This window comes from Sphingobacteriales bacterium, assembly GCA_016711285.1.
In the GTDB taxonomy this organism is placed as follows: Bacteria; Bacteroidota; Bacteroidia; order Chitinophagales; family UBA2359; genus JADJTG01.
The window spans coordinates 176,069-202,019 of the sequence record JADJTG010000014.1; the positions used below are offsets into that span (position 1 = coordinate 176,069).

General features: G+C 40.8%; 23 protein-coding genes. 14 read left to right on the forward strand and 9 right to left on the reverse strand.

The genetic code is table 11. The annotated features are described in order from the left end of the window. Nucleotides 1-124: 124 nt before the first annotated feature. From IPL35_13510 to IPL35_13535, 6 genes are all read left to right on the forward strand, one after another. Nucleotides 125-547: a hypothetical protein gene (locus IPL35_13510; protein ID MBK8444356.1), complete on the forward strand. Its 423-nt coding sequence runs from the start codon at nt 125-127 to the stop codon at nt 545-547. Then, a complete protein-coding gene (locus IPL35_13515; GenBank protein MBK8444357.1) occupies nt 501-770 on the forward strand; it encodes a hypothetical protein in 270 nt (89 codons plus the stop codon). The genes IPL35_13510 and IPL35_13515 overlap by 47 nt, the downstream gene beginning before the upstream one ends. Before the next feature lie 7 nt (nt 771-777). After that, nucleotides 778-915, forward strand: coding sequence for a hypothetical protein (locus tag IPL35_13520; protein ID MBK8444358.1), 138 nt, complete (start codon nt 778-780; stop codon nt 913-915). A 202-nt stretch (nt 916-1,117) separates the two neighbouring features. Beyond that, a complete protein-coding gene (locus tag IPL35_13525; GenBank protein ID MBK8444359.1) occupies nt 1,118-2,188 on the forward strand; it encodes a sensor histidine kinase in 1,071 nt (356 codons plus the stop codon). Between the two features lie 355 nt (nt 2,189-2,543). Further along, on the forward strand, nt 2,544-4,043 hold the full coding sequence (locus tag IPL35_13530) for a T9SS type A sorting domain-containing protein (GenBank protein ID MBK8444360.1): 1,500 nt from the start codon (nt 2,544-2,546) through the stop codon (nt 4,041-4,043). 136 nt (nt 4,044-4,179) lie between these two features. After that, nucleotides 4,180-4,872 carry a DUF4159 domain-containing protein gene (locus IPL35_13535; GenBank protein ID MBK8444361.1) on the forward strand — a complete coding sequence of 231 codons (693 nt, stop codon included), beginning with the start codon at nt 4,180-4,182 and terminating at the stop codon, nt 4,870-4,872. Nucleotides 4,873-4,890: 18 nt separating this feature from the next. On the opposite strand, the gene IPL35_13540 is transcribed toward IPL35_13535, so the two are convergent. After that, nucleotides 4,891-5,937, reverse strand: a complete 1,047-nt coding sequence (locus tag IPL35_13540) for a tetratricopeptide repeat protein (GenBank protein MBK8444362.1) — start codon at nt 5,935-5,937, stop codon at nt 4,891-4,893. Between the two features lie 119 nt (nt 5,938-6,056). On the opposite strand from IPL35_13540, the gene IPL35_13545 reads away from it, so the two are divergent. From IPL35_13545 to IPL35_13560, 4 genes are all read left to right on the forward strand, one after another. Then, nucleotides 6,057-6,713, forward strand: coding sequence for a heme exporter protein CcmB (locus IPL35_13545; protein MBK8444363.1), 657 nt, complete (start codon nt 6,057-6,059; stop codon nt 6,711-6,713). Between the two features lie 188 nt (nt 6,714-6,901). Continuing rightward, nucleotides 6,902-7,594, forward strand: a complete 693-nt coding sequence (gene ccsA / locus IPL35_13550; GenBank protein ID MBK8444364.1) for a cytochrome c biogenesis protein CcsA — start codon at nt 6,902-6,904, stop codon at nt 7,592-7,594. Next, the gene (locus IPL35_13555) at nt 7,591-7,896 is read left to right on the forward strand and encodes a hypothetical protein (GenBank protein MBK8444365.1); all 306 of its coding nucleotides are present in this window, start codon (nt 7,591-7,593) and stop codon (nt 7,894-7,896) included. The genes ccsA and IPL35_13555 overlap by 4 nt, the downstream gene beginning before the upstream one ends. 100 nt (nt 7,897-7,996) lie before the next feature. Then, entirely contained in the window at nt 7,997-9,421 is a 1,425-nt protein-coding gene (locus IPL35_13560; protein ID MBK8444366.1) for a Glu/Leu/Phe/Val dehydrogenase, read from the forward strand. Between the two features lie 78 nt (nt 9,422-9,499). On the opposite strand, the gene IPL35_13565 is transcribed toward IPL35_13560, so the two are convergent. After that, nucleotides 9,500-10,027, reverse strand: a complete 528-nt coding sequence (locus IPL35_13565) for a GNAT family N-acetyltransferase (protein MBK8444367.1) — start codon at nt 10,025-10,027, stop codon at nt 9,500-9,502. 165 nt (nt 10,028-10,192) lie between these two features. Here IPL35_13565 and yidC point away from each other — a divergent pair, with 165 nt between their 5' ends. Together yidC and IPL35_13575 are read left to right on the forward strand one after the other, a co-directional pair. Further along, nucleotides 10,193-12,004: a membrane protein insertase YidC gene (gene yidC, locus IPL35_13570; protein ID MBK8444368.1), complete on the forward strand. Its 1,812-nt coding sequence runs from the start codon at nt 10,193-10,195 to the stop codon at nt 12,002-12,004. Between the two features lie 186 nt (nt 12,005-12,190). Next, complete coding sequence (locus IPL35_13575) at nt 12,191-14,923, forward strand: DUF5011 domain-containing protein (GenBank protein MBK8444369.1); 2,733 nt, start codon at nt 12,191-12,193, stop codon at nt 14,921-14,923. 124 nt (nt 14,924-15,047) lie between these two features. On the opposite strand, the gene IPL35_13580 is transcribed toward IPL35_13575, so the two are convergent. The 3 genes from IPL35_13580 to IPL35_13590 all read right to left on the reverse strand — a co-directional run bounded on the left by IPL35_13580 (nt 15,048) and on the right by IPL35_13590 (nt 18,432). Next, a complete protein-coding gene (locus IPL35_13580; protein MBK8444370.1) occupies nt 15,048-16,757 on the reverse strand; it encodes an AarF/ABC1/UbiB kinase family protein in 1,710 nt (569 codons plus the stop codon). Between the two features lie 144 nt (nt 16,758-16,901). Further along, complete coding sequence (locus IPL35_13585; protein MBK8444371.1) at nt 16,902-17,210, reverse strand: hypothetical protein; 309 nt, start codon at nt 17,208-17,210, stop codon at nt 16,902-16,904. A 226-nt stretch (nt 17,211-17,436) separates the two neighbouring features. Continuing rightward, entirely contained in the window at nt 17,437-18,432 is a 996-nt protein-coding gene (locus IPL35_13590; GenBank protein ID MBK8444372.1) for an XdhC family protein, read from the reverse strand. A gap of 149 nt (nt 18,433-18,581) precedes the next feature. Between IPL35_13590 and IPL35_13595 the strand changes: the two genes are divergently transcribed. Then, nucleotides 18,582-19,919: a hypothetical protein gene (locus IPL35_13595; GenBank protein MBK8444373.1), complete on the forward strand. Its 1,338-nt coding sequence runs from the start codon at nt 18,582-18,584 to the stop codon at nt 19,917-19,919. A gap of 47 nt (nt 19,920-19,966) precedes the next feature. Here the strand turns inward: IPL35_13595 and IPL35_13600 are convergent, their stop codons facing one another. Further along, a complete protein-coding gene (locus IPL35_13600) occupies nt 19,967-20,311 on the reverse strand; it encodes a protein-tyrosine-phosphatase (protein MBK8444374.1) in 345 nt (114 codons plus the stop codon). 300 nt (nt 20,312-20,611) lie between these two features. Next, entirely contained in the window at nt 20,612-22,309 is a 1,698-nt protein-coding gene (locus tag IPL35_13605) for a DUF262 domain-containing protein (protein MBK8444375.1), read from the reverse strand. A 297-nt stretch (nt 22,310-22,606) separates the two neighbouring features. Here IPL35_13605 and IPL35_13610 point away from each other — a divergent pair, with 297 nt between their 5' ends. Beyond that, complete coding sequence (locus IPL35_13610) at nt 22,607-23,170, forward strand: hypothetical protein (GenBank protein MBK8444376.1); 564 nt, start codon at nt 22,607-22,609, stop codon at nt 23,168-23,170. A gap of 82 nt (nt 23,171-23,252) precedes the next feature. On the opposite strand, the gene IPL35_13615 is transcribed toward IPL35_13610, so the two are convergent. Next, nucleotides 23,253-23,660, reverse strand: coding sequence for a 6-carboxytetrahydropterin synthase (locus IPL35_13615; GenBank protein ID MBK8444377.1), 408 nt, complete (start codon nt 23,658-23,660; stop codon nt 23,253-23,255). 181 nt (nt 23,661-23,841) lie between these two features. Beyond that, on the reverse strand, nt 23,842-25,893 hold the full coding sequence (paaZ, locus tag IPL35_13620; protein ID MBK8444378.1) for a phenylacetic acid degradation bifunctional protein PaaZ: 2,052 nt from the start codon (nt 25,891-25,893) through the stop codon (nt 23,842-23,844). Nucleotides 25,894-25,951: the final 58 nt, after the last annotated feature.

A 25,951-nucleotide genomic window follows, 5' to 3' on the forward strand; every position in this document is an offset into this window, starting at 1 on the left:
TTATTTTACTAATTTAAAAATAATCATACCATGAAATATAATAATCTATTTGCCTTATTTATACTTTTTTGTTTTTGGCATTTACATCTTGTGATAAAAAAAGGAGGACTATACCGGATATAGTATCATTAAAGCCAGTGATGCCAAAGCTACGCTTAGTTTCAATCCGCCTGCTTCTATCGTAGAGCAAGATACGACATTTAACTTTGTAGTTACTTTAGATAAACCACAAGCAGCAGATATTCATATAGATAGATCGCAAACGGGTGGTACAGCAGAGGAAGGAACTGATTTTGATTTCTCTCATGATATAGTTATTCCTGCATATAGTACTTCTGCAGCAGGTGAACTTAAAATTTATGGAGATGATGAAATAGAGGAAACAGAAACTTTTACTCTTTCAATAGGTGATAATAGGACTGCTAATGTAAATTATACAAGCCAGTCATTTACAGTTGAATTGCTGAATGCTGTACAGCCCAAATTAGACCTTACTTTGATTGGGAGGCGAAGTTATGGTAGATGGAGCAGCCGCAGAATTGTGTGATAGTGTAGATATTGATATTTATGTATTTGATGTAGAAGAAAATGATTTGGGTATTTATGGTGCTGCTACAGGTGCCTGCCCTGAACATTTAACATTGGAGGGTTTAGATGACGGAGATTACTATCTCTGGGCAAATCTATATATTAATAATATACGCCCTACCAGTGGAGACCCTATTGCATTTCCAATTTCAATCACTGCTACACAACCCGGCTTTGTTTGAAAATCAAATGTACGAACAAACATCTGAGAATATTATTACCAGTGCCGACCCAGATGTTGATACTGATGGAGGTAATACTTTTAAACCTGTTGTTAAAGTAACTATTGCCAACGGAGGTAATTCTTATACCATTACTCCTTTATAGAAAATAAAAAGGTATAATAAATAAACTGATGACTTAAAAGCCTCTACATGTTTTTTGTAGAGGCTTTTTCGTTATAATATTTGTGAAAAATAAAAATAAGTGCCGAGTAGAGTTTATTTATACTTTTTTTATAAAAAATTGATTTTTAATTAGTTATTATATTTACTATTTATCATTAAAAATTAATCATTGCTTACATAGTATGAGCAACAAAAATCCCACACCCAACGAAGTAGCATTAGGCACTTCTGCCGTGATAGCGGCACTGTGTTTTATACTGCTGCTTGTTTACCGCTTTGCTTTCAACAATGAGGCACTATCTGTGCCGGCGGTTTTTGGTATCGCCTTTTTTGTGTTTGCTGTGGCTTTTTTGCTATTTCGTGCCGCTATCGAAGAATTTATTTACCGCAAAATCAAACTTATTTACAAAAGTATCAGCGAAGTAAAATACGATAAAGACAAAAAACAGCGCGTATTACATATCAATATGAACGAGGATATTTATAAAAAAGTAGAAGAGGAAGTGGTGCTATGGGCAGAGAAAAAAGAAGAACAAATCGTGCGCCTCGAACAGATGGAAAACTATCGCAAACAATTTCTCGGCAATGTATCGCACGAACTCAAAACCCCCATCTTTAATATTCAGGGCTATGTACAAACGCTCATTGACGGTGGACTCCACGACCCCGCCATTAATATAGATTACCTGCTGAAAGCCGACAACAACATTGAGCGCATGATACATATCATAGAAGATTTGGAAAATATATCCCTGCTCGAAAACGGCGTGTATCAATTGGAAAAACAACGCTTTGATATTCGCCAGCTCACCAAAGAAATCTTTGAAATGTTGGATATAAAAGCCAATGCCAATAAAATAAAACTATCTGTAAAAAAAGGCTGCGAAGGGCATTATTGGGTGCACGCCGATAAAGAAAAAATACGTCAGGTACTCGTCAATCTCATTGATAATTCCATTAAGTATGGCAAGGCAGGCGGAGGTATTACGCAAGTGGGTTTTTATGATATGGCTTCTAATATTTTGATAGAAGTTTCTGATGACGGTATCGGTATCAGTGAAGAGCATTTGAGCCATGTGTTCGACCGTTTTTATCGTGTGGATAAAAGCCGCTCGCGGGCGATGGGGGGCACCGGATTGGGACTGGCTATCGTAAAGCATATTATAGAGGCTCACCAACAGCATATACGGGTGCGCAGCAAATTGGGAGTAGGTTCTACTTTTGGCTTTATGCTTCAAAAATCTGATAAATAATAAAGGTCATTAATGTTGAATAATTTTTTGTGGTGAACAAACTAAAATTGATTAAATAAAAACATAATAGGAGCGTAGCACTTATCGCTGTATTTTGGGAGTAATCAACACTCATTATTTAATATTGATTTATTTTTTTATTTGTTGAATTAAAATATTGCGTTATATTTATCATAGTTTTTAATAAGGGATAAAAAAAATAACAGCATTATCGTATTCCCAATGCTGAAAAATTTACAATATTAAACCACCAAATAATAAAAGAAAAAATAAAAAATTACTTTGAGTTCAGCACACAATAACCATTTTCGCACTTTATTTATATTTTTTAAAAAATAAAAACACATATAATCCTATGAAAAATCTTTTAATTTTTTGTTGTTGCCTCTTATGGGCATCTGCCGCCTTGCAAGCACAGGCGAACGACGATACACTGTATATTTTTCGTGATAGAAAAGGTATTGTATTTGATAGCGAAATTCGGCAACAATTATTGTCAAATGATCAAGGCTACTCGTACAATACATTTTCAGTTTGCCCTGTAAGCGATAACGGTGTGCTTTTGAGTGATTTTGAAGGGATACCTACCTACACATTGCCCGAAAATGCTATTTTGCCGGATAAAATTTGTTATTCTATTATCAATTCTACAACAGGTAGCAGCGATACAGTTGATGTGTGGATAGCAGATGCTCCTTTCCAAGTAGATAGTATCATAATGCAACCTGACTATGAATGGAGTATGTATATTACATTTTTAGATAATTGTGCAGCAGGGTTTAGCATTACTTGGGAGGGCGGCTATGACCCAACTACAATAGATGTACCAAATATCAACGGAAATAATTCGGTAAGTGCTGTATTGGAAAATTATGATTTTTTCCCTCTTGGCGATATCCTGCTGATTGACCATTGCAGCGGAGCAACCTATCATTTAAAACGCTTTTTTCCTGAAATATATACTCAAAATTGTTTTTCGGGAATGTGGGATATATTAACCTGTTATATATATACTCCTTATGATGGCTATGGAAGTTGCGATGTCGTTTATTGGGAGCCGACAATATATGATGCTAGTATTGATATACTGCCAGCCAGTCTTTTGCAGAATGACGACTACCTGATAGAAGCCGCTGCGCTGAAAACTGCTTTGTTATCTGATGATGCCGATGAATTGCTGTGGGTAGAAATGATGGCAATTGACGAACTTCCTTCTATGTTATATGAATGTAGTGACCCGATTTTTCAACAGGCTCGCGAAGTATTTGAATGGAGCGATAGCGAAAATGCCTATATTATACATCGCCCTACGTTAATAACTGCCTCCGATACCATTCGGCTCTACTATCGTGCTATCGCACGGGTGGCAAATACGCAGGAAGAAAAATTGATGAGCGGATCTTTTGATATTGTATTTGAAGAAAATCCCATACCGCCCGTTTTTCCGCCTTTTGTGATAAACTTTCCCAATGTATCATCAACGAATACAATTTTTACAGGTGGGCAGTGGATACCTCAAAATCCATTGTGTGGCGATAAAGACGATATCAGCGGCGGAAAAACAGGCAATAATAATGATGCCGATATGAATTTTGGTGCTGCTGTGGTCGTCAGTCCCAATCCTACCGATGCATCAGAGGGTACGTTTTTACATTATTTGCTGCCCGAAGATGAAAACGCAATGCTCTGTGTAACAGCAGCAGACGGCAGAATATTAATGCATTATACCGTACAACTGCGGGCAGGATATCAGGTTGTGCGCTTGCAAACGGAGCAGTGGGGCAGCGGCTTGTATGTGGTGCAATTGCGTGGCGAGCGCGGCACAATGCTTACAGCAAAGGCTGTGGTGAGATAAAAAAATATAATTTGTGCCACTCTCCGCACACCTTGTTTTCGCCGGATACGCGATTAGTATTTTTTAACACCAAAAACCCAAAACTTTGCATCATATTTGCAGTGTTTTTTTAGTAGTAATAATTTTCCTTTGATTGATGATAAAAACACGCTTTTTCGGACTCTTTCTTTTGGGTTTGATGATGATATGCTCTTTTTCTGTTTTGGCAGGCGGCGATGGCGACAATAAAGCCAGCACCGTAAAAATAGGTTTGCTCAAATACAACGGCGGCGGAGATTGGTATGCCAATCCGAGCAGTTTGCCCAATTTGGTTGTATTTTGCAACGAACAGTTGAACAGTAATATCCAAACCGACATTGTAACGATTGAGCCGGGTAGTGCGGAATTGTTCAATTTGCCTTTTGTACACATGACCGGACACGGAAATGTGGTATTTTCCGACACCGAAGCCGAAAATTTACGCACTTATTTAGAAGCGGGTGGTTTTTTGCATATAGACGACAACTATGGAATGGACAAATATGCGCGCGCGGCGATAAAAAAAATATTCCCCGATAAAGAGTTGATAGAAATCCCTTTTTCGCACCCGATTTATCATCAGCGATTTAATTTTAACAACGGCTTGCCCAAAATCCACGAACACGACGGCAAAACACCACAGGGCTTCGGTATTCTGATAGAGGGTCGGCTGGCTCTTTTTTACAGCTACGAATGTGATTTGGGCGATGGTTGGGAAGACCCCGAAGTTCACAACGACCCCAAAGAAGTGCGCCTCAAAGCCTTACAAATGGGAGCTAATCTTATTCAGTATGTTTGCAGTGGCGATTAATTTTTTTTAATTAAAAAATTAATTTTTTACATCTAACCGCTTCACGCCTTCGGCTGCCGGCTCTAAATCATTTTTGAAAGTAAGGGCTTGTTTGTAGTATTGCAAAGCTGTGCGGGTGTCGCCGCGTGTTTCGGCGCACAAGCCGCGCATATAATAAGCTGCAGCATAGGAAGGAGCTACTTTGGTGGCTATTTCAAAATGTTTTTCAGCCAACTCCACCGAATCTTCTTCCAATAAAATATAACCCAAATTGTAAAGTGCGTTTTCGTGCTGGCTGCTGCTGCGCAACATAGAACGGTATATCTTTTTTGCTTGTTTATAATCTTTGCGTTGCTGATAAAACATTGCCTTGCCGTACTGCGCTTCGGTACTGGCGGTATCTGTTTTTAAGGCGTTGTCAAAATATTTTATTGCCAAAGGGTTGTTCTTTTCGCTGTACAATAAGCCTAATTGCATATAAGCATCGTAGTAATTATTATCAATGCTGATTGCATCTTGTAGAGCAGAAATGGCTGCGTTTGTGTTTTCTTTTTCCTTGTAAATCAAGGCTTTTAGGAAATGAGCTTCGGCAAATTCGGGTTTTTCTTTGAGAATGGCATGTATTTTTGCCATCGCTTCATCGTATTGTTTAAGGATAAAATAATTGCGTGCCAACTGAAAAGCGATTTTTTCGGGCTTGTCGGGGGACTGTTGTAAGCCGCGCTCCAAAAGTGTGTTGGCGGTGTTGAGGTCGCGCATTTGCAGGAGCATATCGGCGGCGGAGAGGTAATATTTGGAGGCAGTGGCATCTAAGTTTATGGCTTTGTTCATATCGGCGAGGGCGGCGGCAGATTGGCGATTTTCCCATTGTGCCATACCGCGCATAAAATAAAGTTCGGCATTGCTGCTGTCTTTTCCGATTTGCGTATTCAGTCGTTGAATTTGTGCCAGCAACGCAGAATCACCGATAGCTGCGGTGCTGTCGGCTGCGGTGCTGTTTGGTGTGTGGGCGGCAGGGTCGGAGTTCTGTTTGCAAGCAGCACATTGCAAGACAACAGCTATCAATAATACGAAAGAAAATTTCATTTTATTTAATTAAATGCTTAATTTTTTTTGTATATTTTACAACATACAAAGTTATGCAAAGTTTAACGGACTTCTGAAAAACATTTTTTACCTTTGCCCTTATTATGCTACAAAGCACGCTGCTACACGAAATATGGATATTGCTGCTCAAAGATTTTCGTTTGGAGTGGCGACAACGCTATGCACTTAACGGCTTGTTGCTGTATGTGAGCAGTAGTGTGTTTTTGGTATATATGGCTTTTTTGCAGATGAAAGCCACCACATGGATGACCGTACTTTGGATTATTTTGTTGTTTGCGGCGGCTAATGCCGTAGCTAAAAGTTTTGTGCAGGAACACGCCGCCCGCCAATTGTATTATTATACACTTTTGCACCCCGAAGCGGTGATTATTTCCAAAATGGTCTATAATACACTGTTGCTGGGTACTATTGCGGCTTTGGGTGTGAGCGTTTACAGCCTGTTTCTAGGATTTCCGGTGCAGCAGCCGTGGGTATTTGTGGCGGCAATTGCTTTGGGGGCTTTAAGTTTTTCGCTTACTTTTACGTTGGTGGCTGCCATTGCTGCCAAAGCCGGCGGCAACAGCAGTATTCTGATGCCCATTTTGGCGTTTCCTATTATTATTCCTTTGTTGTCATTGTTGATTGCTTTGAGTACGGCAGCCGTGTCTCCTGAAACTGACCTGAATTATAGTAAAAATTTATCTATACTTTTGGCAATTAATGTCATTTTATTTTCACTATCATTTATCTTATTTCCTTATCTTTGGCGGGATTAATCAACGGAAAATTTTTTTATAAAAAGATGACTATATGGCAGCAAAGGCTTTGATATTGAACACAAAAAGATGGCTGAAAAACAATGCAACCCCACGGCGTTTTTCAGTTTTGCTGTTAATAGTTTGTTATTTAATTATTTTAATAAACCGTAATTCGTTTTAATCACACACTATTCTGCTTCCTTTTTATGGCTGTTGCTTCGCTTCCCGCTCCTCTTTATAAAAGCTATTGGAAATGGCTCTCGCTCGTGTTGATAGGTTATAGCATCATCGGGGGGTTGCTAATATCTGCGCCGCGTTTGGATATTTTGAACGAAACCATCAGAAATTTGTACTACCACGTGCCTATGTGGTTCGGTATGATTATCATTTTTACTTTTTCCTTAGTACATAGTATTCGTTTTTTACGCAGCTCTCAGGCTACCGAAGATATATTGGCTTCCGAAACAGCCAATGTAGGCATTTTGTTTGGTATTTTGGGGCTTACAACGGGTATGTTATGGGCTAAATATACTTGGGGGGCTTGGTGGAATGGCGATGTAAAACAAAATATGTCGGCGATAGCACTTTTGATATATTTAGCTTATAACGTATTGCGCCGTTCTGTTCCTGATTTGGAAAAACGCGCCAAAATATCGGCAGTGTATAATATATTCGCTTATTTTGCTATGCTGCCTTTGTTGTTTGTAGTGCCGCGCCTTACCGACTCATTACACCCTGCCAACGGCGGTAACAGTGGATTTGTGGTGTATGATTTAGATTATACGATGCGTTTGGTATTTTATCCGGCTGTGATAGGCTGGACACTTTTAGGTTTGTGGCTTGCCTCTTTGCGGGCAAGACTCACTTTTATTAACTATAAAATGAAAGAAATTATATGATGTTGATACCTTCACATTGGTCATTCCGAAAATTTATTTTTAGTACCTTATTATTGTTGCATACCCTTTATGTCGTTGCACAAACCTCCGCCGCCGATAGCCTTGCCACTGCTGCTCCTGCTTTAAAACAACAGCCCGAAATGGCAGATATTATGCGCAGCAATGGCAAAATTTATGTGGTGGTGGCTATTTTATTGCTTTTATTTGTCGGAATAGCCCTGTATTTGCTTTTTATAGAAAGTCAGGTGAAACAAATAGAAAAAGAATTGAAAAACAATAAAAACAATCCTGATAAATGGTAAATGAGTGAAACTTGCCTTTTTTCAGTATCTCTCTGCATAATAAATATATATTCCCTAATACATCAAATATTTATTTAATTACAAAAAATATTCTCATTGCATGAGCAACTCCAAATCGAAATACTCTTTTTTTGAGAGTGTAGAATTGTACTTTGACAAAGCAGCGGGTATTATGAACTATGACCCCGGACTGCTTCAACAAATTAAATCCTGTAACAGCGTATATCAAATGCGCTTTCCGGTGCGTATGCGCGGCGGTATTCAGGTGATAGAAGCCTATCGTGTGCAGCACAGCCACCACAAAACTCCCTGCAAAGGCGGTATTCGCTTTAGCTCCAAAGTAAACCAAGACGAAGTAATGGCTTTGGCTGCTTTGATGACCTACAAATGTGCTTTGGTAGATGTGCCTTTCGGTGGTGGCAAGGGCGGTGTAAAAATAAGCCCGCGCGAATATACCGAAGAAGAATTGGAACGCATCACTCGCCGCTATACTGCCGAGTTAATTAGAAAACGTTTTATCGGACCGGCAGTAGATGTACCCGCCCCCGATTACGGCACGGGCGAGCGCGAAATGGCTTGGATTTTGGATACCTATGTGTCGTATCACCCCGAAGATATAGATGCCGCCGGTTGCGTAACCGGAAAACCCGTAGAGCAAGGCGGTGTGCGCGGTCGTACCGAAGCCACCGGACGCGGTATTTTCTACGGTTTGCGCGAGGCTTGCAATATCGCCGAAGATATGAAAGCACTCAAACTCAGCACCGGTTTGGACGGTAAAAAAGTAGTGGTGCAGGGTTTGGGAAATGTGGGCTATTATGCAGCTAAGTTTTTGCAGGAAGCAGGAGCTATTATCGTTGCCGTAGCTGAGTACGATGGTGCTATTTACAATGAAAAAGGTATTGATGTAGAAGATTTGGCAAAATATCGCAAAGAAAACAAAGGCGGTATTATGAATTATCCGAAAGCCAAAAACTTTGAAGATCGCCGCGAAGCCCTCGAAATGCAGTGCGATATTTTGTTGCCTGCTGCTTTGGAACAACAAATTCACGGCGAAAATGCACCGAATATCAAAGCAAAAATCATTGCAGAGGGCGCAAACGGTCCCGTAACTCCCGAAGGCGAAGCTATTTTATTGCAGAAAGGTGCAATTATGATTCCTGATATGTACCTGAATGCAGGTGGTGTAACTGTTTCTTATTTTGAGTGGCTTAAAAACCTCTCGCATGTACGCTTCGGACGTATGGACAAACGCTTCCAACAAACCGCCTTCGACAAAATTATTTCGGAAGTAGAAAAACTCACTGGCAGAAACATTGAAAAAGAACAAAAAATGTTCCTCACCAAAGGTGCTGATGAAATTGATTTGGTGAACTCCGGTTTGGAAGAAACAATGATAAATGCTTATCATTCTATCCGCGATGTATGGAAAAACAACCCGCAAGCGAAAGATTTGCGTACTGCTGCTTTTTATGTAGCCATTGATAAAGTAGCACAATCTTATATGTCTTTGGGCGTATTCCCATAGTAGGTAGGAGTATAAAATTATAAAAGAACAACAAAAGAACTGTCGCACGCTATATTATAGTGTGCGACAGTTCTTTTGTTATTTTAAAATCAATTTGTACAATAATAATTCTTCATCATCATCGGGCAAGCGTGTAGTGCCTATACATTGCATACCCAACTTTTCCAACAATCGTTGAGAGGCGTGGTTGTTGTGAGTAGTGATGGCTTGAACAACAGTAATATTGAAATTTTCAAAAGCAGCTCTCAAAATTCGGCTCGTTGCTTCGTAGGCAAAACCTTGTTGCTCGTATTGCGGCAGCAGCGCAAAACCTATATCAATACCTTCCAGCCCTTCGCGGTCGTATAAGCCGCATACCCCGATTTTGGTGTGTGTATGTTTGAGAATGAGCGTATAATTGGAATAGCCTGAACGTTGTAGCTGCGGCAACATTCTTTTTTGTATATAGGCTTCTGCTTCGTTCAGGTTGTGTACATGGCGGTCGCCGATGTACTCTAACCATTTGGGAGTATTGAGCATTTCGAGGATAAGTGGCGCATCTTCCGGCAGGGTAGGACGCAACAAAAGTCGCTCGGTTTCAAAAGATAAGTATCGTTCATCGTCCATAAAAAAATCTTACAATATTTATTTTTTTCAACAAATATGCTTATTTTTTTATTGATAGGTAGAGGTTTTTTATAATCTCTGCTTGCTACTGTTATCAACTTTTGGCGATTGTGTTTAAAATTTATACTTTTGCAGCAATTTTTTTATAGTACATCAAATTAAAGAATGGATAGAAATACTCTCACGGCGTTTTTTTTGATTATGGTCATTCTGATAGGGTTTCAGTATTTTAACCCTGCCAAGCCACCTGAAAAACCCACCTCCGCAGCTACTACCGATACTACTGCACAAGCTGTTGCTGCACCAACAACAGCAGCGGCACTTGCTGCCACCTCTACTGCTCCTGCTTTATTGCAGAGTTTTCATCAAGACAGCATCGCAAAAGCTGCTGTTGCCGTATTGGAAAACGACTTGCTGCAACTTACTTTTACCAACAAAGGGGCGCAGTTGGAAAGTGCCACCCTCAAAAATTATAAAACGGCTGCAAAACAGCCCCTTCAATTGATACAGGCAGGCAGCAACGACTGGCATTTTGAAATGTTTGTGAACAATAATAAGTTTTCGTCTGACGATTTCTTATTTACCCTTCACGAAAAAAACGATACCGCTTTAATATATCGCCTGTATGCTGATAGTATTTCTTATATAGAACAAAGTTATAAATTAGGTAAAAATAAATATATTGTGCAAGCCGATACACGCTTGGTGGGCTTTAATAACCGTATGAGTACCGGTGCGCCTATTCAAATATTATGGAATCAAAAGTTGTTGAAACAAGAGCGTACTTTAGATGATGAGCGTTCCCATACATCGGCCTATTACCGCGATAAGGAAGAAGAAGTGGAGGCTTTGAGCTACACGGGCAACGACCTGAAAGAAAATGTGGGAACAGTGCAATGGGTGGCACACAAACAGCGTTTTTTCAACCAAACCCTCATAGATGCCAACCCCGCCGATGCCCTCAACTTTGAACTCAAATCGCTGCAAGTACAAACACCTGCCGCCGATGCGCCCGACAGCCTTACGGTTAAGAGTTTTGCTACATTGTTGAATGTTTCTTATGAGGCAACTCCGAATTTTACCCTGCCGATGCAGTTTTATATCGGTCCCAACGACTATCAGACTTTGCGCTCCAAAGGCATAGGCTTGGAGCATTTGGTAAATTTGGGCTGGAGCATTTTTGGCTGGGTAAATCGCTTTCTCATCATTCCTGTATTTAATTTGTTCGAAAAATTCTTCAGCAACTACGGCATTATTATCTTTTTGCTCACGCTATTTATCAAAATCATCATTATGCCATTTACTTATCGCTCATATATAGCAATGGCAAAAATGAACGTATTGCGCCCCGAATTAGAAGCCATTAAGCAAAAATACCCCGATGATATGCAAAAACAACAACAGGAACAAATGAAACTTTACAACTCGGCAGGTGTAAATCCTTTGGGTGGGTGTTTGCCGCAATTGTTTCAGCTGCCTATTTTGTTGGCGATGTACAACTTTTTCCCTTCTTCCATTCAATTGCGTCAAGAGTCTTTTTTGTGGGTAAAAGATTTGTCTTCCTATGATGCCATTATTAATTTTCCTTTTAAAATTCCGTTTTTGGGCGACCACCTGAGTTTGTTTACCGTATTGATGGCATTGCTCACTTATTTCTCTATGTATCAAAGTATGAAAGATAATGTAGGGCAGCAGGCGGCGCAAATGAAAATAATGATGTATTTTATGCCGATATTTTTGTTGTTCATTTTCAACAGTCTGCCGGCAGCATTGACGTATTATTACACATTGTTTAACTTATTGAATATGATACAACAATGGTATCTGAAAAAATATGTGGTAAAAGAAGACGACCTCAAAAAACAATTAGCTGAAAATCAGAAAAAACCCCGACAAACCTCCGGTTTTCAGAAACGCCTTCAGGATATGATGGAGCAAGCACAGGAGCAACAAAAGCGGCAGAGCAACAAAAAATAAAAGAACTTGATGTAAATTGCAGGTGTGATGAATGTCATTTTTTTGCAAACGCACCCTATCTTTTAAAAAAAAGTATTAATTTTAGCCTTTATTTGATATACTCGTTAAGTGCGTATATCTTGCCGTTACAAGTTTTTTTAAAAGACAAATATTTATTCATTTTATTTTATCCTTTTCTTTTTAACAATGAAAAAAATACTTTTTACCCTTTTCTCGCTTTTGCCCTTAGTGGCAATGAACGGGCAGGTTAAAGTGGGAGAAACCATTTATGACCTGCAAACTAATGAATCGATTGAGGAGCGCATCATTAATCATGGCAATGGTACTGTATCCGTAGCTTGGACTTTTGCTCCTGCCTCAGATGATGCTACTTACCCTGGCCGTGGAACAGCTTTTAATCAGGTTGTAAACGGTACTGTGGGGGCTTTTCCTGTAGAACGCCTTGAAGATGAACGCACCGGCTGGCCTTCAATCGGAGAAACCGCTTCGGGTCGTTTGTTTGCTATTTCTCATAGCGGCGCAAGTGGTTTGGTATTCACCTACAAAGATGCAGGAGCCTCTGAATGGACTTCGACTTCTTTGAATAATGCAGCAGGAGTGAACTTAGATGCAGGAGGCACTTGGGCGCGCTCGGCAGTGGTAGGAAATACCATTCACGTTATTGCCAGCCGCTTAAATGCTTCTATTTATGATGTGAATGGCGGTTTGAATTATTTGCGCTCCAAAGACAACGGTAATACTTGGGAGGCATTCCAATTGCCTAATATGAATCCTGAAACGTTCTCTATCTTCGGCGGCGATGCTTATGCACTTGATGCCAACGGCGATAAAGTAGCTATCGTAGCACATACCTACTCACCTGTGGTGTGGTGGTCTGAAGATGGCGGTGATAGCTGGGATTTCTTCCAATTAGTAGATAATGGTAATATTGCATACAACCCTGATGGCTCTAACGGCGAAATTTTGCCTGTGGTAGCTTCAGAAGGTGCTTTTGAAAATTTGATTGATGATAATGGAACCCTCCACGTTTGGTATGGTCGCCGTGTGTGGATAGAAGGAACTACAATAGGAGAAACAGCAGGTGCTAGGTATTTCTCTTCTACCGGACAGGGTATGATGTATTGGAACAGCAGCATGGAAGCACCCGAAATTATCAGCAATACTGTGTTGCAGGATTTTACCGGCGATTGTGAATATCAAGATGAGACAAACCCACAACACCGCAATGCTTTGGTTTCTATGCCAAGTGCAGGTATTGATGCCAACGGTGTACTTTATCTTTCTTATTCTGCGGTAGTTGATGGTGCTTTGGATTCACAAGGAGAGCCATTTCGTGATATTTATATGATTAAATCAAACGATGGCGGTATGACTTGGGTGGGTCCTCTTAATGTAACCAATAGCCCTACTACTGATGATGTATATGGAGCTATCGCCCGCCGAGTGGATGATAATGTTCACTTGCTGTATCAAAAAGATAATTTTACAGGTACTGTTTTATTCGAAAGTCATGACGAAGTAGGAAACGTATCTAACATAAATGATATGATATACCAAGCAGTTCCTGTTGGTTCAATTGTAAATCCTACCAATGCTTTAAGCACTTGCCCTCAGATTTTCCGTCTTTTCAATCTGAATGCAAAAGTTGATTGCGCTATTGATTTGGAATCTACTTTTGTGAGCGTAACCGACTATCCTGATGGCGATTTGACTGATGAATATCTCCAAGTAGCCGGAGAAATTGTTTATACTGCAGCTTCTGTTGATGAAGAAGAAATATTTACGATTTCTGACTCTGACGGAAACTCTAAAAACGATACTTTGACCGTTTCGGTACAAGCATTGGATACCGAAGCTCCTGTTGCCACTTTGAATGGTTCGGCTAATATGGCTGTTTTGGTAAATACTTCTTTTGTAGATCCGGGTATAACTGTAGAAGATAGCTATGATGGTTTGGGTTGCCCTGCTTCTGATTTTGTAACCGTAGAAGGTACGGTAAATATCGCAGTACCCGGCACTCACACACTTACTTATCACGTTGAAGACAATGCAGGCAACCAAGCTCCCGATTTAGTGCGTACTGTAGAGGTCATTACTGAAGATGCTGATGGTCCGGTAATTACGCTGGAAGACGGAGGTACTATTGAAGCTGAAGCAGCCGTAGGTGCAGAGTTTGTAGCTCCGGGCTTTACTGCCATAGATAATGTTGATGGTGATGTATCGGCAGATGTAGTAGTAACTGGTGTAGAAGATGTAAATTTGGAAGAGGCAGGCACTTATACTATTACTTATACCGTTACAGATGCTGCCGGCAACACTACTACCGTAACACAGGTGGTAAATGTAGTAGATACCACTGCTCCGGTAATTACGCTTACAAGCGGTGCTACTATATTCCATACTTGTGATACAGAATTTACTGAGCCGGGCTATACCGCTATTGATGCTATTGACGGCAACGTAACCGCACAGGTAGTAGTAACAGGCGAAGTTTGTGAATCTACTCCGGGTACCTACAAACTTACTTATAAAGTAAGCGACAATAGTGGCAACGAAGCTACTAAAGACCGCAATATCGTTGTAGCAGGTCCGGGTGGTAATAATGCTGCTTGCTCTTATGATGTTGATTGCGAATCTCCTTTTATTGGCTTAAACGATTTATTGCTCAACCAAAATATTCAAGTGGGTCCTAATCCGAGCAATGGCGTATTTGAAATCAACATTCAAGATGTAGAAACTCGCGATGTGAGCATAGAAGTAATTGATATGATGGGTAAAAATATTCGCAATTTTACACGGAAAAATGTAAATAACAACGCTGCTTTCAGTATTGATTTAACTGATTTGGCGAAAGGCAAATATTTCTTGCATATTCATACCGATAGTGGTTCTATTGTGAAAAGTGTAATGACTAAATAATCGTTATCACATATTCATTTAGAATAAAAAAAAGCAAGAGCCGCCTTTGAAAAAAGGCGGCTCTTGCTTTTTAGTTTTATAGTTTGCTGTGGCAGGCAGTGGTGTATATATGTGAATCTAATCATTATTCATCGTCCCAAGTGCGCCAGCCACTGCGCATAATTGTAAGGAGTACCCACACGAACAGCACCAAAGCGATACCCAAAAACAAATAACTCCACATTACATGGTTCATCAGCGACACAATGCCGCCTTGCTGGGTGCTGTTTTCGCTGCGGTAGGTGAGGGCGGCAGCCAACACAAAAGCCGCTGCCAGCATTGCCAAAATCAAACGATTGACAATACGATTAACTTCGCGCAAAATGGGCTGATGCCCCTGATGGTGGATATGAAACGCGAGTTCACCTTTGCGGGTTTTGCGCAAAATATCGGTAATATCGTTGGGCAGGCGGCGCAACAGGGCATCGTATTGACTCACGCGACTCCATAGGTTTTCTTTGATATTTTCGGGTGAGTATTGTTCCAGTACCAATTTTATGCCGTAGGGTTTTACAAATTCATAAATGTTAAAATAAGGGTGAATTTGTTTGCCGATACCTTCCAGAATTGCCAAAGCTCTCAAAATCAAAAAAATAGAGCCGGGTAGTTGCAATTTGTTTTTATAAATCACTTTTTGTAGGCGCAGGGCGAGTTCTGCCAGATTATTTTCCTGTACATTGAGCAGGGCATAATCTTCCACAATTTCATCTACTTCTTTTTCCAATACGCGCAAGTCGCTTACATTGTCGTCATACGCCAAACGCCGCAAACTGTTTGCCACCTTAACGGCATCTTGCTGGGCTATGCCGATAAAAATATCCGCCAAAGCATATTTTTCGCGCTTGCTCAGTTTGCCCACCATGCCGTAGTCTATCAAACAAATCACGCCATTAGGCTCTACCAATACATTGCCCGGGTGGGGGTCGGCGTGGAAATAACCATGTTCAAATATTTGCGACAAATACAAAGCCATACCATGTTCGGCTACTTTGGCGGTATCCAAATGCCACTGTTTGAGTTGTTCGGTGTCGGTAATTTTGCAACCTTTAATGAACTCAATGCACAAAATTTTGGCAGTGGATAAATCGCGATACACCAAAGGCACATGCAATTTTTTTTCGCTGGCGTAGTAACTTCTGAAATTATCCATATTGCGCGCTTCTATGCTGTAGTTGAGTTCGCGCTGCATGGTACGCTCAAAAGCCGCCACCAACGCTACTACGTTGGTAATGCCGAAACGCTCAAAATAGGCTTCGCCGCGTGTGACGATTTCGTTGAGGATAGAGAGGTCGTTTTCAACAATAGAGCCGATGCCTGGGCGTTGTACTTTTATCACCACAGCCTCGCCACTGCGCAAGCGGGCTTTATGCACCTGCCCGATAGATGCCGAGCCGATGGGCACATCTTGAAAATCAGCAAATACTTCTTCTATTTTTTTGCCCAACTCACTTTCTATGATGTTGCGGGCTTGGTCGGCGGGAAAAGGCGGCACATGACTTTGTAATTTCTGAAATTCCGCTATCAGAGCTTCGGGCAAAATATCGGAGCGATTGCTCAGTACTTGCCCCAATTTTACATAAGTAGGACCCAACTCTTCAAATACCATACGAATACGCTCCCAACTGCTAAAATCAAATACCGGACGCTCGTGGTGTGTCCATTGCAGGCGGCGACTTTCCGACACAAAATTGCGCAGAGGCGTATTTACCACCACGTTTTCAAAGCCGTATTTGAGCAAAATTCTGATAATTTCGCGCACACGACTGATGTTTTTCAGCGTTTGACCCAAAGACATATCAGCAAAAATAATTTTTTATCCGATATATTACTTATCTCATCATAAATGCAATATATTTCATCATCTAAATAGCATAAAAAAAGCGTATCGTATAAAACGATACGCTTTTTCATTTTATTATACACTGATAATCAGCTGTACTTATTTAGTAGTAGCACTTTTAGCAGCTTTGGTCATTTTGCTTTCCAACTCTTCCAAACGTTTTGACAAGTCGTTGAAATCTTCGCGGCGCACCAAATTCATTTTATTTACGATGCTGTTCACCAATTCTTTCATTTTGCCTTCAAACTCATCTTTTTTGCTTTCGGTGCTTTTTACGAAATCATCAACGATGCGTTTGCCTTCTTCTTGGTGCAATTTATCTTTGTCCACCAAATCATTTACTACTGCTTGTAATTTTTCGGTAGTAGAAGCCACCAAACCAACGCCGGTGTACAATACTTTTTTCATTAACTCTTCCATTGTATTTTTTTATTTTTTTAATGATGAAATAATTCTTTAATCAATTGTTGTCAAAATTGTTTTTGTTTTCTTTTGACACTGCAAAGTTACGGCAACTGCACGAAAACACATAATTATTTTTTTAATATAAAAGTGTCAATCTGACACTTTTATATTACATCATTTTTGAACTTTTTAATATGAAAAAGAAAATTGCTTTTTATTTTTTTTGAAATTACTGTGTTGAATAGCTGCGTCCGGTGGGCAAATGCCGATTGTTGATTTGTATGATTTGTGCGGCGATGCTCACGGCTATTTCTTCTGCGCTTCTGCTGTAAATGGGTAAACCTATGGGGGCATACAAAGTCGCTAACTGTTCGGCATCGTAGCCTTCTTCCGACAGTTCCTGAAGCAAAGTCGCTATTTTTTTCTCGCTGCCCAATACGCCCAAATAGCGATAAGCGTGGGGGAGGAGTTGTTGCAATACCACCTTGTCGCTGCGATAGCCGAGTGTCATTACTACTACAAAATCAGTGGGTGCAACGTGCTTCAAATAGGTTTTGATATGCCGATAGTCGCTGACGTGGTGTTTTTCGTGGGCGAAAGTATTTTGCTCCAGCGTGTTGAGTTGCGGGCGGTCGTCATAAATTTTTACATAAAACCCCAAAAAATGCAGCACCTGCGATAGTGCCAAGCCCACATGCCCCGCCCCAATAATATGAACGGCAATCGGCGTAGTCTGCGGCTCGCAATAATGCCAGTCGTTGTCGGAATGATAAACAAATTCGGGGGTGGCGGCATTGCTCCACGAAATGCCCTGCGGCGAAAGTTGTAAAGCTGTATGCGGCGGGTGCTGCAAATGTGGGCGTATCAACTGCACCACCAAAGGCAGGTGCGAGGCAGTAAGCGGCACAAAAGCAAGCGTCTGGCTGCCGGAGCATATCATACCCGATTGGTTTTTGGGCTGCGCTTTGTCGTGGAATTGCTGCATCAGAAAAGGCTGTGTGGGGAGTTTGTCGGGTGTTTGGAGCAAAGCCCTCGCTTTTTCTGCCAATTTGTATTCCATAATACCGCCGCCGATAGTGCCTTGCAATTGCCGACTGCTTACCGCCATTTTAAAACCCTGCCGCCCGGGTGAGCTGCCTTCGCTTTGGAGTACCCACAACAAAAAAACAGCTTCGCCACGCTGTAAATGCTCATAAATAAAGTCCCAGATTTGTATTGCCGACATTATTTTTTGTTTTTTTTAAATGAAATACAACAAAATAAATTCAAAAGTAATCATTGTGAATAACAATAGCGGGTTGCTTGTTGCAAAATGTGTTTATTTTTGAAGCAGCTAAATTGTTTATTCTCTTTTGAAATTTTAAAGAAATATTGATGAAAACAATTCGTAATATTATTTCATTTTGCATTGCCGCCACACTTTGCTGTTTTAATACCTTTTTGCAGGCACAAAGCGTATATTATCCTTTGGGGCATCGCGCTTATATCATCACCGAACGCCTGCAACTGCAAAGCGGCGAAATGGATACGGTGCTGCACACCGCCATGAAACCATATTTGCGGCAGGCAGTGGTGCAGTATGCCGAAGCGAGGCAATTTTCGGAAGATTTGTCTTTTGCTGCCGCCGACCGCCGCGACCACAGCTACCTCTACAAAGACAGCAACGAATGGAGCGAATCGGGGGCGGTGGACTCTAAAAAGCCTATTTTGCGGCGTTTTTATCAAAATCAGGCGGATTTTTTTAGTATTTCCAAGGGTGGCAGTTTCCTAAAAATAAACCCTTTGCTGCACTTGCAACTCGGCTATGAAAGACTTCGCAGTGGCAAAGTTCCTTTTATCAATACGCGCGGCGCGGAAATGCGGGCTTGTATTGACGGCAAAATCGGCATCGCTGCTTTTTTTACCGAAAATCAAGCGCGTTATCCGCTTTATATCAACGACCGTGTTTTTTCGCAGATAGCCGTGCCTTACGAGGGGCGTTTTTTGCCTTTTAAAAATGACGGCGTTGATTTTTTCGGGGCGGGCGGCTATATTACTTTTCCGGTGACGCGCCACATACAGGTGCAAATGGGACAGGATAAAAATTTTATCGGCGAAGGAGAACGCTCTTTGCTGTTGTCGGATTTTTCGAATAATTACCCTTTTGTCAAAATCAATACACAAATTGGTGCTTTTCAATATACCAATATTTATGCACAGCTCATTCAGCAGTTCAGCGGCTACGGCGATGGTTTAAAAGAGAAAAAATTTTTGGCGGCACATTATTTAAGTGTCAATCTGCACAAAAAATTCAATATCGGTTTGTATGCTGCCACCAATTACAGCCACTACAATGCACCTTTGGCGCACCCTTTGAGCACTAATTTTAAAGAATGGCTCGGTATTGTGCGCTATATGCCGCATCATCGCTTGCAACTACAATTTACAATGATGCACGCTGTGTATGGCAAAAACAGGGGGATTATCAACGATGGCGGCGATATTTTTACAGAGAGTAATTTGTTGGAAAGCAAAGGTAATTATATCGGGCAAGGCGTGAGATTCGAAATAGATATGGGCGAGTTGGTGATGACGTATATGCCCAAACACAACTTTTTTATAGACCTTACGCTGTGGCATCGCAGCCAACACACCGCCAAACAAACCCTCAGCAGCAACTTTGTGAGTTTGGCATTGCGCTGGAATATGGCAGGGCGCGGGTATCGGTTTTAATTTGTTTTAAAAAAAACTGCTTGTCAAGTGTTGAACTTGTTCCTTTGTCAAATTTTATATACTATTTCCAAAGTTTCATTAATTCTATCTGTTAGCATTTCGACAAGTTCTTCGTCCATAAATTCGTAATCATCTGCAATGTTTAAAATTTCAATTTTGGGGAGTTCTAAATGTTTGTAGAGTTCCCAAATTTTTGCTCGCTGACTTGTTTCCATTACAAAAACCAAGTCAGCCCAATTTAAATCATTTTCAGAAATTTTTCTTTCACTTTTTGGGCTGAGTCCTGCTGTACGGATATTGAAACGGGCATCATTTTTAAAAATGTGTTCGGCTGTTCTGCTGCGCTTTTTATTTCGCCCACAAACTACAAGTATGTTTGGCCTGTTTGTCATTGTTTTTTTGTTGTTTTAAAATTAGATATAGCGGTTGGACTATATCTTGGTATCTCCCATTTTTTTATTATTTATTTTCAAAATTATTGTAGTAAGTGAGGTCTTTTGTTGTTTTTCGTTTTTAATTTCGAAAATTACCTAGTATCCTGAATGATATGTAAATAATAAAATTGCTAAAAAAGTTAATTATAGCATTTGTTTTAGGTATTAATTGGGCAAAAATAAATATGGATAGTGTGTGTCCCATCGCTATTTTACATTATTGCGTATATAATTTAATACCTTGTTATAGGCAGTTTTTTAGTCAGCATATGGAATACGCCAAATTGATGTTGCTTTTCTTGCTAATTCGTTTTGTCTATTATCCAAGATTGTGGGATTCCAATCATTGTAATTTATATCTTTAGTCATTTGATATTGACTTTTTGAATAAAACGGTTTCTTTTGATCAAATGTTAATATCTCACAATCCCTATTAAGATGATCTTCAAGTAATGTATAATTTCCTAATCTATAGATGTAATTAGCTTGAATAGTTTGAGGAAAATCTTGATCCCAATTTGCTCCAGCATTTTCAGGCAATATATGTTCAATTGTTGCAGGATCAAGTTCATAGTCTCTATTTCCTCCTTGCATCATATTATTTTCTAATTCAAACAACATATATCTTGCTAGTTTTTTACTTCTACCATAAGAATACAATTCGAGAGTAGAAAAGTCATTTCTAAAGTCTGCATCAGAAATGTAAAGTTCTCTTATCTCATTGAATACGCCTTGAGCAGTTGTTAGCGTTGAATTAAAAATCTTTTGTGAAACTGAGTTATATAATTCTTCCATTCTGTTTGCTTGACGACTGCCTACAACGTTGTAACGAAATGATAATATTGAAATTACTTTTAATGTTTTATCAAATTCTTGATCTGTAAACCTTTCTTTGGCTACCATTAATAAAGGTAATTGTTGTTTAACGCCAAATAATTTCATTTCACGAATACGTTTGATTCTTTCTCTATTACCTTGCCATATAATACTGAAAGGATCTTGCAGAGCCAAGTAAGTTTCCGAATAATTATCTAGATCGTTGAGTAAAGCAAAAACTTGCTGATTCGTTTTTATTTCTGTTCTGATTGTTTTGAACAATTGCTCTTGTCTTACCAATCGTTTTCTTGAAATCCAAAAATGTCTCAAGAATATAGGAAATTTTTCAATGCCAACACTTGTTGCTACTTTTTTCCAGATGTCCTTAGCGATTCTTAAGTCTGAAGGTGTAATTAAAGAAAATAAGTAGTTTTTCAAGAGGTCTGTAACAGTAAGATCGACTCCTCGATAATTTAAAGTTTCAAACAAAGTATAAGCACTAAGTTCATCTTCTACTTCAATTTTAATAAACATATTCTTATCTCCAATTGATTTACTGAGAAATGTTGCTAATTCAGCACCTGTTGCATTTGGAAAAAGTTCGCCTATTTTTTTATAAAAGAAGTCAAATGCTTGCCATAAAAGACGATCAGAGTCAATTAAAGTTCGTTCATTTTGTGGTGAAATTAATTGCAATAAATTTCTTTGGTAAAATGGGTCGTTATTTTCGTTTAAAAAAAGTTTACTTGAATAATGTAATGAGGCCGGATCTTTTTGCCCTAAAAATCCTCTTCTAAGTTCGTTTATTCTTTCTGCATTGTCTTCTGGCTCAATACCTCCATTAATTAGATCTTGAATTCTCTTAATGACAGCTAATGCAAGAACACTTAGTGTTGTAAATCTTTGCTGTCCGTCTATGACTAAAAACTGCTTTTCTCCAATTTTTTGAAGAACAACAGCCCCCATATAGTGGTCTTTTCCAGTATTTAAAAGAATTTTAATATCTTCCCACAGATCAGTCCAATTATCAATTTTCCAAGAATAGTCTCTCTGAAAAATAGGAACTTTATATGTTATCCCGTTTCCAAGCAATCCACTTAGACTTGCTGTACTCGGTGTCATTAAATTTTTGTCGGCCATATTATTCTGTTGATAGTTCTTTTTATAACTAACAAAGTTATAAAACAGATTTTATATTGTTGATTTCTGTCTCATTTTAAAATCCTATCTAACGTAAAATTTGTTATTGAAAATCAATACTTTATTTGTTTGATTAATTTTCTAAAATTTTATTCTTAGTTAGCTTCAGAACTCAACTTCTTTAAAGTTTTCCCCAATTACAACAGGTAAATATACGCAACTCGCAAGCATATTTATAACTGATTTTGTTTTTTTTCTCAAATTTATTTTTTTATTAATACTCAGGCACTGCTGCATTTGTCGTGGGCACTGCTGCATTTGTCGTGGGCACTGTTGCATTTGTCGTGGGCACTGTTGCATTTGTCGTGGGCAGTGCCGCATTTGTCGTGGGCACTGTTGCATTTGTCGTGGGCACTGCTGCATTTGTCGTGGGCACTGCTGCATTTGTCGTGGGCACTGCTGCATTTGTCGTGGGCACTGCTGCATTTGTCGTGGGCACTGCGGCATTTGTCGTGGGCGGTGCCGCATTTTGCGTGGGCGGTGCCGCATTTTGCGTGGGCGGTGCCGCATTTTGCGTGGGCGGTGCCGCATTTTGCGTGGGCGGTGCCGCATTTTGCGTGGGCGGTGCCGCATTTTGCGTGGGCACTGCTGCATTTGTCGTGGGCGGTGCCGCATTTGTCGTGGGCGGTGCCGCATTTTGCGTGGGCGGTGCCGCATTTTGCGTGGGCAGTGCCGCATTTTGCGTGGGCGGTGCCGCATTTTGCGTGGGCGGTGCCGCATTTTGCGTGGGCAGTGCCGCATTTTGCGTGGGCAGTGCCGCATTTTGCGTGGGCGGTGCCGCATTTGTTGTGCGTACCCTAACTTTGTCAAAGTTAGGTACTGCTACATTTGTTGTATGCACCCCAACTTTGTCAAAGTTCAAAAGCAAATAATCGTCTATTTTTTATTCCCCGTAATATTCGGCGTAGATATTTTCGGTTTCTACCAATTTGATGCAGTGCAGTTGGCAGCCTTCGAGGTGTGGCACGAGTTGTTTCCAAATAGCAATGACTACATTTTCGGTAGAAGGAAAAATATCTTTCAGAAAAGGAACATCAGTGTTGAGGTTGCTGTGGTCTAAGGGTTCAATGATTTGTTCTTTGATGATTTTTCCGAGCCAGTGCGCATTTACGATAAAACCCGTATCGGGGTCGGGGGTGCCTTTTACGGTCACATACAAATCGTAGTTGTGTCCGTGAAAATTATGATTGGCGCATTTGCCAAAAACCGCGCGGTTTTTTTCTTCGCTCCATTTTACGTTGTATAAGCGGTGTGCGGCGTTGAATCGCTCGCGGCGGGTAAGATAAACCATTGTTGTTTTAAAATATAAAGCTGAAAGAGAATTTGTTTTTATGTGTGTGCTTCTTTTTTTATAGAAACGTTTTATATATGGCTAAAGATGGCTCATATTATTTAAAAAAGAACCTAAAAAATACAAGAGGAGCAACTTTTTGGAGGCTCAAAACCTCCAAAAAGTCAAAAGTATCATATATTTAGTCCTGCTTCAGTTTTTTTATCATCGTCAAAATGGTAGCAATGGCTACGGTTTCGTTGGTTTCGTCATATACTTCCACAAAAAATTTAACGATTCCTTTGGCTACATCTTCGGCTGTTTTTTTCTCTTGGTCTATTTTTTCTTTTACCGTCAATTTCACGCCTATCGTGTTGCCGGCATACATGGGCTTCACAAAACGACACGATTCCAAGCCGTAATTCAACAGTACGGGTCCTTTTTTTGCATCAACAAACAAACCTGCTGCCGCCGACAAAATAAAATAGCCGTGAGCTACGGGTTTTTCAAATACGGTGCCTTCGAGCGAAGTGTGGTCGGTGTGGGCATAGAAATGATCCCAACTCACATTTGCAAAATTAACAATATCCGCTTCGGTGATGGTGCGTTTGTGGGTAAAGAGGGTTTCGCCGATTTCCAATTCTTCAAAATGCTTGCGGAAAGGGTGAACAGGGGTTTCAAATTGTTTGCCACCCTGCTGATAAATGCTGCTTACCGCCGTCAGCGTAGTAGGAGAGCCTTGCACGGCACAGCGTTGTAAATAATGTAGCACGCCGCGTTTGCCGCCCAACTCTTCGCCGCCGCCGGCTCTGCCGGGTCCGCCATGCACTAACAAAGGCATCGGCGAGCCGTGTCCGGTGCTTTCAGCGGCACTTTCGCGGTTGAGCACCAAAATTCTACCATGATGCGTAGCCGCCCCCAACACATAATCGCGGGCGATGTTGTCGTCTGCCGTACAAATGGAGCTGCACAAAGAGCCTTTGCCCATTTGCGCCAATTCGATGGCTTCGTCGTTGCCGCTATACGGAATAAGCGTACTCACCGGTCCAAAGGCTTCTATTTCATGTACGGCGGTATGTCGGAAGGGTTGGTCGTTGCGCATCAGTATCGGAGCCATAAATGCCCCTTTTTCGGCATCAGCCCCCAGCACCTGTGCATTGGCGTGTAGGTCACCAAAAACAATATCCTGATACTCCGCCAGCAATTTTACTTTAGAAAGCACCTCTTCGCGCTGCTCCATACCCGCCAGTGCACCCATACGCACCTCTTTGAGTTCGGGATTGCCGATAACAGTTTTTGCCAAACGCTGCGAAAGTGCAGTTTGTACATCTTCCATCAAATGGGCAGGCACTAAAATGCGGCGCACCGCCGTACATTTTTGCCCACATTTGGTAAATATTTCGCGGTGAACTTCTTTGATAAACAACTCAAATTCGGGCATATCGGGCTGCACATCGCTGCCGAGTACCGAACAATTGAGGCTGTCGGCTTCCATATTAAAAGGTACAGCCTCAGAAATGATGCGCGGGTGCGATTTGAGCTTGCGTCCGGTATCAGCAGAGCCGGTAAAGGTGACTACATCTTGCGAGTCCACGAAATCCAATAAATTGCGTGCCGAGCCGCAGATGAGTTGCAGTGCGCCTTCCGGCAAAATACCGGAGGCTACAATGTCGTGTACCATTGTTTCGGTGAGAAAAGAAGTGAGGGTGGCGGGTTTTACCACAGCAGGCACACCGGCTAACAAGTTGCAGGCGATTTTTTCCAACATACCCCAAATCGGAAAGTTAAAAGCGTTGATATGGATTGCCACACCGCGCTTAGGCACTAAAATATGTTGTCCGATAAAAGAACCCTGCTTGGATAATTTGGCGTGGTCGCCTTCTACATAATGAGCAGCAGCACCAAACTCGCGGCGCAAACTGGCATAAGCAAAAAGATTGCCGATACCGCCTTCAATATCTACCCAACTGTCGCCGCGTGTAGCACCGGTTTGGTAGCTGACAGGATAATATTTTTCTTTGCGCTCAAAAAGATAAAGGGCTAAACTTTTAAGCATCAAGCCTCGCTGTTGAAAAGTCATTTTGCGCAAAGCATTGCCGCCGGTGGAGCGGGCATAGCGCAACATAGCATCAAAGTCGATGCCGTTGGAAGAGGCAGTGGCGATGGCTTCGCCACTGATGGCATTGTGGAGGGTTTGGGCATTTCCGCTGCCGCTTACCCATTGTCCGCAGATATAATTTTGGAGTTGGCGCATAGATGAAAATACAACTTAGAAGTTCAGGACAAAGGTAAGTATTTTTTGTGGTTGAATG